The 12,547-nt window shown below is 30.9% G+C and carries 7 protein-coding genes and 2 pseudogenes; 4 read left to right on the forward strand and 5 right to left on the reverse strand.

What is annotated here, in order from left to right:
* Window positions 1–4: 4 nt before the first annotated feature.
* The 5 genes and pseudogenes from H5J24_RS16530 to H5J24_RS16550 all read right to left on the reverse strand — a co-directional run bounded on the left by H5J24_RS16530 (window position 5) and on the right by H5J24_RS16550 (window position 6,829).
* Window positions 5–1,120, reverse strand: coding sequence for a hypothetical protein (locus H5J24_RS16530; protein ID WP_068941779.1), 1,116 nt, complete (start codon window positions 1,118–1,120; stop codon window positions 5–7).
* Between the two features lie 239 nt (window positions 1,121–1,359).
* The gene (locus tag H5J24_RS16535; RefSeq protein ID WP_068941777.1) at window positions 1,360–1,998 is read right to left on the reverse strand and encodes an AbiU2 domain-containing protein; all 639 of its coding nucleotides are present in this window, start codon (window positions 1,996–1,998) and stop codon (window positions 1,360–1,362) included.
* 35 nt (window positions 1,999–2,033) lie between these two features.
* Entirely contained in the window at window positions 2,034–5,303 is a 3,270-nt protein-coding gene (locus H5J24_RS16540; RefSeq protein WP_068941775.1) for an SMEK domain-containing protein, read from the reverse strand.
* Between the two features lie 43 nt (window positions 5,304–5,346).
* A pseudogene (locus H5J24_RS16545) lies at window positions 5,347–5,948 on the reverse strand (alpha-ketoglutarate-dependent dioxygenase AlkB family protein).
* 95 nt (window positions 5,949–6,043) lie between these two features.
* Entirely contained in the window at window positions 6,044–6,829 is a 786-nt protein-coding gene (locus H5J24_RS16550; protein WP_068941771.1) for an XRE family transcriptional regulator, read from the reverse strand.
* Between the two features lie 55 nt (window positions 6,830–6,884).
* Between H5J24_RS16550 and dinB the strand changes: the two genes are divergently transcribed.
* The 4 genes and pseudogenes from dinB (at window position 6,885) to H5J24_RS16570 (ending at window position 12,536) form a co-directional block, all read left to right on the forward strand.
* Window positions 6,885–8,027, forward strand: coding sequence for a DNA polymerase IV (gene dinB, locus H5J24_RS16555; protein WP_068941769.1), 1,143 nt, complete (start codon window positions 6,885–6,887; stop codon window positions 8,025–8,027).
* A 10-nt stretch (window positions 8,028–8,037) separates the two neighbouring features.
* Window positions 8,038–11,117: pseudogene (locus H5J24_RS16560) on the forward strand (DNA polymerase III subunit alpha).
* Window positions 11,118–11,270: 153 nt separating this feature from the next.
* Window positions 11,271–11,864 carry a hypothetical protein gene (locus H5J24_RS16565; protein ID WP_068941765.1) on the forward strand — a complete coding sequence of 198 codons (594 nt, stop codon included), beginning with the start codon at window positions 11,271–11,273 and terminating at the stop codon, window positions 11,862–11,864.
* A 75-nt stretch (window positions 11,865–11,939) separates the two neighbouring features.
* Window positions 11,940–12,536, forward strand: a complete 597-nt coding sequence (locus tag H5J24_RS16570) for a hypothetical protein (protein WP_068941763.1) — start codon at window positions 11,940–11,942, stop codon at window positions 12,534–12,536.
* Window positions 12,537–12,547: the final 11 nt, after the last annotated feature.

The following is a 12,547-nucleotide window of genomic DNA, read 5'->3' on the forward strand; positions in this document are numbered from 1 at the left end:
ATCGTTAAATATTCTCATTTTGATGTTGCATTTGAAGTTTATATAGTTCTATGAAGGCACTTAAAGGTTGAGAGAGGCTTTTATGTTTGCTTTCTTCAGCAAGTTGTAATATTTTGCTATCAAATTCTTTTCTATAATCGTCCGAAACTTCTTTCAGTACAGCTTTCTTTGAAGTATAAAAACATCTTTTCAGCAACCATTTTTTTAATCCTTCATATTTTTCTGCTTTAAAGCTGATAGGATTTAAACTTTTGACATTTACCAAATCACCAAGTGTTAATACATCATATTCTTTTATAAAATCAGTTTTCACTAAGACTTCTAGAATTGCGAGATTAACATTTTTTAAATATCGATTTTTAGTATTTGATTCCTCCGTAAATAAATCATCATTAGTAACATTTTGGGCGCTAAATAAGATGTCCAAATTCATATCATTAGTTCTTCTTTTCAGACCTCTTTCCGACATGAATTCCTGATAAATTTTAGAACTATATTTTTTTAAGAGAATAGTTTTAAGATTATTTTTAGCCTCTTTAATTAATTCTTTTGACAGCATAGAATTAATTTCCTTTTCATTTGTGTAGTAGATGATATTTCTAAAGAGTATACCTATTAATACTAAAACAAAAAGAGAAAGATAAGTACCCGCAACTACCGATTTAGAAAACGGATGCTGTGGAATCGTATCCCTGAGTGTAGATAAAACTATAAACCAGAATATAGTTGAAAGGGTCAGATATATAGTTAAATATAGAAGCGATTTTTTAAATAACAGTTTATAAGTTGTAGGAGATTTAACGGCAAGGTTATTTATTAAAAATCCTACAACTACAAGTGAGATACTAATGATTGTTGCAATATTAGTTGTTCTCTGGTCAACCAATATATTTAAAGTTTTTTCACTGATTGTAATGACATTTAAAAATTCACAATTAAATACTGCAGGAATGGCAAAGCATATCCCGACTAATAAAAAAATCACGTACCAATTATTTCTATTGGACAGAAAATCGGAAGATTTTCTGAAGTAAGTGCCCCTGCGATGGTCAAAAAGTTGAGAATGGTCTTTCCGTACCTTTTCAAATGCTTTACCATAAAGCCCAAAATACTTATGCATAAAATAGTGTTTAATTATAAATTTTACAAAAGACGATCTGTTGATAAGCAAGGACTGAAAAATACAGTCATTAGACAGTCTAAATGTAAAATCTTTACATGGTTGAGTTTCTACCAAAGATAATTAAAAACTATTTTATTTTTATATGGAAATCCATAATGGTATTACTTTATAATATTTATGATATAAAATCAACAGACGGCTTTAGTATTGAAAAATACACCTGTTTCAATATAAATTTAAAGTTCATCAGGTTTTGCAATTCCAATATTTTTTAACATAACTTCTTCATAATTAGTATTAAAAAATTCAATTTTATTAAACAGATGTTCCAGACTGTCAATAGGAGTTGCAGTTGGAGAATCGAAAAAATAATAGGCTTTTAGAATTTCAGAATAAATTTTTCCCAGTATATCTTTAGCAACTTTAATTAGTTTAGAAATTTCCTCTATGGTCAAAATACCTAAATATTTTTTGTATTCCTGATCATTATGTGCATATACTTTATTCCTAAGATCCCGTAATTTTTCTATTACAACTTTTGATTGTTTTAAAATCAAATTAACATCTTTAAATAATTCTTCTGATATTTCTATTGATTCATACTTCTTTCCGGGATTAAACCTATTCTTTAAAGAATAGAAGGAATAGTAATCATCTGTACTTGGGCTATATAGTTTGAAAAGTTCAATAATAGTAGTTCGAAAGAAATTAACCTCAACAAATCGAAAGAAGTGATTCGACATCCGTTCGCGATTAATTAAATTAAATTTATTATGATTTTCATTATTAAAATAACGTACTACATCAAAACTAGCTTTAGCGTTTAAGATGATATGGCACATTACCTCTAGTTCTACTGATAACTTTTTTTCCATTACATTATCTAAATTTATTTAGATGATTTATATTTTTACTTATGAGAAAGAGTTTTTATTGCACTAACAGCTGCTGAACCATAAATCTGGTCATCCGTTAACTCAAATAATAACTCAATATCCATCTCATTTCCAAATTTTTCTACTAAAGAAATAGAGTACATTAATATTTCATTTTGTTGGCTGTGTAAATAAATTGTTTTTTGTGAAGCTGGATTTTGAATGGAATATCGAGCTAGCGTTAATATTCTTTTTTGGAAATAATCATAAATTGTATTAATTTCCTTATTTTGAAAAAGATTGCTCATTTTATATGAATATAAAGCCCTGTGAACTTGCCTAAGTAAATCAATCAAGAATTCGCTTTTTTCTTGAAATAATAAATTTAATAAATTCTCACAATTCTCAATCCTGCTTTCTATTTTCAAGTCAACCCTATTAAGCCAGTAGAATATTTTTCCACATGCATGAATAAGAATATCTACTTCATTTTTTTCACTTTCCCTTAAATCGTATAAGGAGAATTTGTAAATTCCCAGTAAAATATAACTCGTGATGCAACAACTCATTGTTTCTCGCGGCATGGAAGATGTGGAAAGAGGTTGATCAAAGAACTTTTTTAGATAATGACAACAGTCTTTTCCTAAAACATACTCAGCTTGCATCAACAGACTCATTCCAAATAAATCAAAATTAACCCCTTTCAAAGCCATTGTATAAAAAATTCTAATTTCTTTCTCATTTAATTTTGAGATGGCGAGACCGAAAGCATTTGAATAAGGATGATCAAATTGGCAATGGTAGATCCCATATACTTCTGTACAGTATTCTTCATTATCTGAATCTTTTAGGAATTTTTGTAAATCTGTATTTACAGTTTCTTCATAAGCGATTTCATCATCTTCCAAAGCTCCTATTTCTGATAATGAATCAAATATCATGCTTGACATAAAAACATTATCAGCATCACTATGAATTTCAGAAAGGCTTTCGATTAGTGCTTTTTTTTGAATGTTACCCTCATAACAAAAGGCAACTTTTTGCAAAATTTCTATTTTTAAGTGATAAGGTTTTTTCTTCCATTTATTTTTAAGAATATCACTGATAATCGGAAATAATAATTTTAACTTTTCATCACGCCATCTAGATAATAAAAGTAGCAAGAGCAATTCTCCATCGCTAACATTACCCTTTTTTACTACTTGATCAATCTGTTCTACAGAAATTCCATCTCCATCATTAAATGCCATAAAACCAGAATGAAGTGTCTTAAATAAACGTGATACTACTGGTCTAGGACCCCTACTTCCAAAATAATCTGCAAAGCAAAGAGAAAATCTTGTTGAGAAAAATTTATTAGAGCTTGCTTCTTTTTCTGAAATTATTTTTTTTGGATTACTACAAGTCTGATTCATTATTCGAACTATTCCAAGCATTTCTTCAAAGAATAGACCCTTTGCTAAAAGTTCCGGTATTGTAAGAACAAAAGAAAGTTCTTGAGACTCCCATTTAAGAAGGGATTCTTCCGACACGATAACTGGACAATTTTTATCGTCATATAATATAAATTCTAAATTTTTACTTTCAGATTCCAATTTAGAAATAACCTTGTCGAGTTTATTCTCACCCCACTGCTTCGCCAACTGACCGCACTCACCCATGACAATATCATAGATCATCTTTGGTTCTTCTATTATTTCGAGTACTTTCAAAAGTGTAGTTCTATCTTCTATACTTCCTAATATTAAAAGTTGCTTGTCTTTATTCTTAGGAAGCATCGTTTGATTAGCAAGAGATTTTGAACTTACACTAAAACGGCTAATACTGTCAGCTATAAAAAAGTTTAGTAATATTTCATGTGAAAAACTGAATCTATCAATTTTTTGCTTTAGTATTCCTGAACTAATGCACTGTTTTAAAATTTTGGAATCCAAATTATTATCTGCAAGAATAGATTCTATTTGCCTCCGTGAAATGGAAAATGTAATATTCTCAGAAAGAAACTCAGCAGCAGAAGATAAAAATACTACACAATGATTATTGTCCAAAAGTTTTTTTCTTACAAAAAGATCGAACAAATTAAAACGGCTTATTGTTTGTAAACCTTGAGAGCCTAATTCACCAATGACAGCAGCTTCAAAATTTGTAGTAGCTAATTTCAGAAGTGGCTCCATTTTATTGTCAACAAAACCAAAATTACCTGCAATTGCTTTTTTAGTTTCTAAATCGGGGAAATCAATTGAAATTATTGAAGCATTTAAGTCACTAAGCATATTATCAAAACTCTGAGTACTAATAATGAGCTTAGTATTGTACTGTTTGTTAATTTCCATCAGCTGAACAATTAATCTCGCTTTGTTACTTTCACTACATTCATTAAGTCCATCAATTAATAACAGTGGATTTTTCCCAATCGTTTTACAGGCTTGAAAAAACATACCCGCATTTTGGTAGCCTAATATTTTCACTTCTCTGTAAAGCAATGATTCTAAATCAGATTCAAAATATTTAGCTTCAATAAATACCGGAATATAGTTTTGGTTTATGGCGTGTAAAGCAAGCTTTTTAGACAGCATTGACTTGCCGAGCCCCGAACTTCCTAATATAATAATCTTATCTGAAGGCAAACCATTATCAATAAAATCATCAACATTAAAAGTCTGATTATTATATACACAGGTGTAAGAAATAAATTTTTCACAATCAGCGGCATGTATTTTTCTAAAAGCATCGTTATAAAAAGATAGTTTATGAGAAACATCTTGAAAATTTAAAAACGGTCTAGAATCTTTTTTATTTCCAAATTCTTCGTGAAGAAAATTATAAATTTCAATAAATTTGTCATTATTCGAATCATAAAGCTTTTCAATTTCCTTTATTAAATTAGTAAAATTTATTACATCTTTTTTTACATCAAAGCGTTCCTCATAAGCTTTTATCTGGCTAATATTTTTTTTTTGAATACTAAGTGAGAACAGCTTCATCCCATTTGGGTAAATTTTATCCAGTCCTTTACTATAAAATTTTTCCAGACTGTTCTTTATTTTTTTTGAATCCGTTTGGGAGGTTATTTGGATTGCTATTCCATTTTCTTCGTCACCAAGGTCAATCCCAGGAAAGTTACTTTCAATATGATTAAGATCTTTAAGTTTATAGCTAAAGACCATATTTAAAAGCTTCATTGCCGTCCCCTCAGAAACTTTATTAATATCGTAATAGTTCAGGGCATTATTACTCTGTATTTCACTGACCCACCTTGTTATCAGATTAATAATTTCGTTGATACTATTTTTTTTACTAGACATACATTTATCTATTTTTTAATAACCGTTTTTAAAATTATAAAATCTACAGCAGAAAGCGAAAAGTCAGGTTTATACGCTCTTTCATTAGTATAGTAGATTTAGCAATCCGATGTTCCCAATTTTCCTGGAGATCACCTTTCATAATAAGTAAAGATCCATTAGGAAGAGGTAGGCTGTATTTGCTTTGATGATGATCTTTTTTCTAAAATCAAAATTTCTTGTTTGTCCTAAGCTAATGGAAGCAATTACCGGATATTTTCCATATCTGCTTTCCTTATCTCTGTGCCAGGCAACTGAATCATTGTTATCGCGATAAAGATTTAATAGAACACCATTAAATTGATAACCAAACTGATTCTGAATTTTTTCTTTTAATGATAATAATTCAGGAGTCCAAGGATTGGTACCAGATACATTTCCATCTAAATCATACGACTTTGAATCTCCATACCACGCAGTAAGACGTGGAGTCAAAACTGTTTTGTCGTACATTTTCTGTGTGCGCTGCTCCCAAGGAGTATTTTGGAGCAATTTATCTTTTAAAAGATCAGCTTCTACCTTACTCAGAAAATTTTCTTTGTATTCCAAAAGGTCTTTTGGAAATTCATAAAACTCTTCTGCATCAAATAAACTCAGCTGGCTCATTGTAATTTTTATTTAAAATATTTATATTTGGTTTATCCCATTTATTTGGGATTTTTTTCATCATTTGTGTTTTTACTTCCTTTCGGGGGAGTTTTTTATTGATTCATTTTTAGAATACTGCTTTCTAGATTACTGATACTTTTCTTCGCTTCCGCTACTAAATTTTTCAAATTGGCTTCATCAGGAAAAGAATATGGTTTGTAATCTTGAGGTAAAATTCCTCTTACATACCGCCATATTTCAGCAATATCTTCCAATGGAATATTATATGGCTCATAAAATGAATTATCCGCTGATACCGTGATAAATTTTTTATTCTTTTTCAAAAAAGTCTTGTAAGTAATTCCTTCATTGGTAACAAAAATATATTCCTTATTCGATTTCAGATCTTCAAGTTTTTCTACATACTCTCCTATAATGATGGATTGGTCTGCAAAAGGTGGCATTGAATCACCATCGGCCATAAATGCTCTGTATTTTCCATTTTTTAAAAAAGGTAATTGCATTTTTTGAAGACTCTCAATAAACTCAGGATCACTAAATCCTTTCAAATAGCCCATAGAAGCTTTTTGTGGCACAATTTCAATAAAATTATTACCTTCCGAATCTACTATTACCGGAAGTAATATCTTATTTCCAGGCAAATCTACCAGCTTGTCCAAAGGATATTTCCTTATATCAACCGTAACTAATAGATCAATGCTGATATTGTAGTATTTAGATATTCTAATTAATGCCTCAATAGGAGGCTCTGCATTCCCATATTCATAGGAAGCATATCTTGATCTTGTAAGGATAAGCTCATCGGCCAACTTATGCTGGGTTAAATTTTTTTGACCTCTCAAAAACACGATGTTATCTGCAAAAATTGATTTTGTCATAATTTATGACAACAAAAATACAAAAATTGTTTAAAAACGTGACTAATTTTGTCAAATGAATCGAGCAATTGCACATATGGATTTGGATACATTCTTTGTTTCCTGTGAGCGGCTGAGAGACTCCGTATTGGAGAAACAGCCTATCATCATAGGAGGTGGAGATCGTGGTGTGGTAGCCTCTTGCTCATATGAAGCTAGAAAATTTGGAGTACGTTCTGCTATGCCCATACGAATGGCTTTACGCTTATGTCCCGAAGCTCAGGTAATAAAAGGCGATATGGAATATTATTCCAATATGTCACATATAGTAACAGAAATCATTCAGGAAAAAGTACCTGTAATGGAAAAAGCCAGCATAGATGAATTTTATCTCGACCTATCCGGAATGGATAAATTTTTTGGATGCTATCAGTGGACGACGGAGATTGCTGATACTGTAATGAAAAATACTGGACTTCCTATCAGTTTTGCACTTTCAACTAATAAAACAGTTTCAAAAATTGGAACAGGAGAGGCGAAGCCTACCGGAAAATTAGAATTAAAAACACAGAATATTCAGCCTTTTTTGAATCCTCTTTCGGTCAAAAAAATTCCAATGGTTGGTGATGTCACTTTCGAATTGCTTTCAAGGCTAGGTATAAGAAAAATAGAAACACTTTCTAAAATGCCTGTTGATGTTTTACAGCAATTGATTGGTAAAAATGGTTCAGAGCTTTGGAAAAAGGCTAATGGTATTGACAATAATCCTGTTATAGAATATTCTGAAAGAAAATCCATTTCTACCGAAACAACCTTCGCAGAAGACACTATTGATTTTCAAAATATCAGAAGTATTCTTTCTGGAATGGTTGAACAACTCTGTTATCAATTGAGAAACGAAAAATGGCTGACTTCAACGGTCTCTGTAAGAATCCGATATTCCAATTTTGATACGGAGACTAAACAATGCAAAGTTCCATATACCTCAGCGGATCATACCCTACTGAAATATGTATTGGAACTGTTTAAAAAAGTATATACTAGAAGGATGAGAATTCGTCTTGTGGGAGTCAAGTTTACAGGTCTTGTTCACGGAAACCATCAGATGAATCTTTTTGAAGATACAGAAGAGCTGATATCATTATATCAAACTATGGACAAAATCAAAGATCGTTTTGGAATTAAAAGCGTAGGAAGAGCATCAGGTCTTATAAATTAATAAACTGCTTATGTTTCTAAATTGCCATACTTATCACAGCTTACGTTATGGGACTATTTCTGTTGAAGATTTGGTTCAACTTGCTGTTGACTATAAGCTGAAAGTTTTAGCATTAACAGATATAAATACTGTAACAGGAATTTATCAGTTTTATAAATTGTGCCAGGAAAAGAATATCAAGCCAATTGTCGGGGTTGATGTAAGGGTTGAAAATGAGCAATATTATATATGTCTCGCAAAAAATCCTAAAGGCATTGCAGAAGTTAACAGATTGTTGACCAATTATAATTGTGAAGGTGTTGAAATACCAAAAGTAAACCCTCCGATAGAAAATTGTTTTGTAATTTATTCTTTACAAAGTATCCCCGAAAAACTATTGGATCACGAGTTTATTGGAATAAGAGAAAATGAAATAAATCTGTTAATAAATCCTGAATTAAAGTCATTAATTCATAAAATGATCATCTTGCATCCGATAACTTTTAAAACTGAAGAGGAATACGAACTTCATAAAGTATTAAGAGCAATTGACGGTAATATTCTTTTTACTAAACTGATTGAAAAAGATTATTGTAGAAAAAATGAGTCTTTTATTGGTAAAAAAAACTCTTGAATCAATTCGAACATTATCCTGAAATTATTGAAAATACTAAATATGTAGTCAATGAATGTAGTTTTGATTTTGAATTTAAAACCCCGAAGAACAAAAAGCATTATACTGACAGTAGGGAGAATGATTTTAAATTACTATCCCAGCTGGCATATGAAGGTTTGACTCGAAGATATTCTTATAGTAACAAGCAGGCAGTTGAAAGAGTTGAAAAAGAACTGGCTGTGATTGACCAACTGAATTTTTGTGGTTATTTTCTGATTACTTGGGATATTATTCAATACAGTAATAGTATGGGTTTTATGCACGTTGGCAGAGGAAGCGGTGCTAATAGTATTGTAGCTTATTGTCTTGGAATTTCAGATATATGTCCTCTTGAGCTGGACTTGTATTTTGAACGTTTTCTTAACCTTAACCGTAAATCACCTCCCGATTTCGATATAGACTGGAGTTGGAAAAATAGAGATACCATTTTGGAATATATCTTTGATAAATATGGAAAAGACCACGTGGCTTTTTGCGGAACTAATGTAGAATTTAAAAGAAAATCGAGATTCAGAGAACTGGGAAAAGTATTTGGTCTGCCTAAAGATGAGCTGGATCAACTTTCAAAACAAACTAAAGAACAACACAACCAGAATTCAATCGTGCATCAGGAGATTTATAAATTTGAGCAACTACTGGTAGGCTTTCCTAATCAAAGAAGTATGCACTCCTGCGGAATTCTGATTTCTGAAGAACCCATCACCAACTACTCTGCACTAGAGTTTCCACCAAAAGAATTTCCCATTGTACAATTCGATATGCATACTGCAGAAGATATCGGTTTAGAGAAGTTTGATATTCTTTCGCAAAGAGGGTTAGGTACAATTAAGGACACAGTAAATTTAATTGAAGAAAAAAGAGGAATCATTGTAGATATTGAGGATACCAGAATCTCAAAAAATGAAATAAAATGCAATGAATATCTAAGCATTGGAAAAACCATAGGGTGTTTTTATATTGAATCACCAGCAATGCGTGGGCTTTTAAGAAGACTGAAATGTGACAATTATAAAGTACTGGTCGCCGCTTCATCAATTATACGTCCTGGAGTCGCACAGAGCGGAATGATGCGTGAGTATATCTTTCGGCACAATCATCCTGGACAATTTGAATACTTCCACGAAGTATTTGAAAAAGAATTGGGTGAAACCTATGGCATTATGGTATATCAAGAAGATGTTATAAAAATTGCAATGCACTTTGGGGGAGTTTCAGCAGCTAATGGTGATGTCTTACGAAGAGCCATGAGCGGTAAGGGACGGTCTCTTTCTGCTTTACAAAAATTAAAAGATGACTTCTTTGAATCCTGTAAGAAAATAGGGCATCCTGAACAATTATCTCAGGAAGTTTACCGACAGATTGAATCATTTGCGGGTTATTCTTTCTGTAAAGCTCATTCTGCTTCATATGCTGTGGAAAGTTATCAAAGTCTATATTTAAAAGCATACTATCCTATTGAGTTTATGGTTTCAGCCATCAATAATGGAGGCGGATTTTACAGAACAGAAGTTTATGTTCACGAAGCGAAAATGGCCGGAGCTAAGGTTCATAATCCCTGTATTAACCTCAGCGAATTTCATACAACAGTATATGAAACGGATGTTTATTTAGGATTAATGCATATCGAAAGACTGGAAGCATCTATAAAAATTTTTATTCCTGAAGAAAGAAAAGAAAACGGAAATTACAGATCACTTGAAGATTTTGTCAAAAGGATAAATATCGGTATTGAAACTTTACAAATATTAATTTTTGTTGGAGCTTTCAGATTTACTGGAAAGCAGAAACACGAACTATTGATTGAAGCGAGATTTCTTTTATCTAAGAATCAATATAAAACAAAGATTATATCATTGTTCGAAGAGCCTCAAAAAAATTATGAATTGCCTGTCATTGAGAGAAATCCTTTTGAGGATGCCTTCGATGAAATTGAAATATTAGGTTTCCCTGTCTCCTACTCTATTTTTGATTTATTGAAAACTAAATACAGAGGTCATGTTTTGGTTAAAGACCTCCTGAAATATCATAAGAAGCAAGTTAAAATGTTAGCATATCTAATTTCTCGGAAGCATGTTCCAATTCGAATGAAAAATCATCCGGGTAAGAAATATGATATGTATTTTGGAACGTGGGTTGACGCAGAAGGTCAATATTTTGATACAGCACATTTTCCAGATAGTTTAAGAAGTTTTCCTTTCAAAGAAGGTGGCATCTACCTTTTATTGGGAATAGTTGAAGTAGATTATCATTTTCCAACTATTACTATTACAAAAATGGCAAAGATGCCACTAATCAGTGATCCCAGATACTCTTTGGATGAGGATAGATCTAAAGAAGTTGAAAATAGTCTACTTGAAGATGTAAGCTTAACTTTCCGAGAGCCCTATCCGCAGGAACATGAAATAGGGCTGCCCAGAAAAAAAATAAATAATTAAATGCTATTATTAACATTAGAATTCAGAAATTTTTTTTTAGTAAAAGAGAAAATATTACTTTAAAGATTAGTTCAAGCCAAAGTTGAAAAATACTTGTGATTTTTTACTTATCTATCTAATTTTATCTACATAAATTTTAATAAAATATACAAAATGAATATTGAAAACATTGAAAGTGACATTAAAGCTACAAGTGAACACTTGGAATTAATGAGTAAAATTTTAACGACTTACGATTGTGTTCATGCAATGCTTACAGAGCTTGATGTTGAGCTGGCCGAAGATTTTAAAACTGAATTTGCAAATTTTCAATATATCCTTGTTTTAGCACAATTCGAGCTTTGTTTAGTTCTCAAAGCTATTCATTACTCTCAGAATGATCTTGAAAAAATTCATAGTATTAAAAGGGGGTTTCTAATTATTTATGAAACCAAAATAGCTCTAGACAAATTAAATCCTACTTTAAAAACTATAAAAAGTGATTTTCCTCAATTAGAGAATGAGTTTAAACAAGCGGTAAATTTGATAAAGGATATTAGAAGAATCGTTAATGATGATATTAGAATTGTAGAGGTACGAAATAATGTATCAGCTCATATCAATCCAAACTTTTTAGAATACTATAAGAATTTTGAAATGCTTGAACTGTCCAAGGATTTAAATCTAATAATGGATATGAAGAATAAATTATATTTAATAGAAAAATTTATAAGCACAGTTAGGGCTACAAGGAGCACAAAAAATTGATAAACTCATTTTTGAAAACGTATTAAAAAGATTTTATCAAATAAGTCTCGATTTCTAATTATGTATATTTGGTCAATGGATAAAGATCTTGAATATTTATATGATTTGTTCACTGCAATTAAAAGTATTGATAACGAATATTGCAACTGGCAACACAATGGCACCATTCAAAAAACCGAAAGAGTTTTTGCATACGAACTTTATTATAAACTAAGACTTATTTCAAATCTCAAATCGGAAAAATATAAAGGAATAAAGTTCAATGGAGAAATAGGAAAAAAAACTTATGAAACCATTAGCAATCTTGGAACGCAATACACTATTGAACAGAATGATTTTAATCCGGATTTAGTTTTACATAAAAGCCAAATTGACCGATTATCAGAAAACCAAAAACTTATAGTCGAAATTAAAACTAAGAGCCAGCCAGATGAAATGGTTGCTAAGGATATTATCAAACTCAACCACGGTATTAAATTTCTTAATTTTCAGTTTGCCATTTTTATATCTGTAAATACGAACGTCAACCGGACTTTTACAAAAATTAAAAATATTTTTAACATACAAACATTCTCAGATGATGAAGTTACTAATTCCAAATCTATTATTATTGTAAACTATAATAACTGCGAGCTTATTACCGCTACTTTATATAAAATATTAACAACTTAAAACATTAATAA

The sequence above is a fragment of the Chryseobacterium capnotolerans genome (assembly GCF_021278965.1).
GTDB lineage: Bacteria > Bacteroidota > Bacteroidia > Flavobacteriales > Weeksellaceae > Chryseobacterium > Chryseobacterium capnotolerans.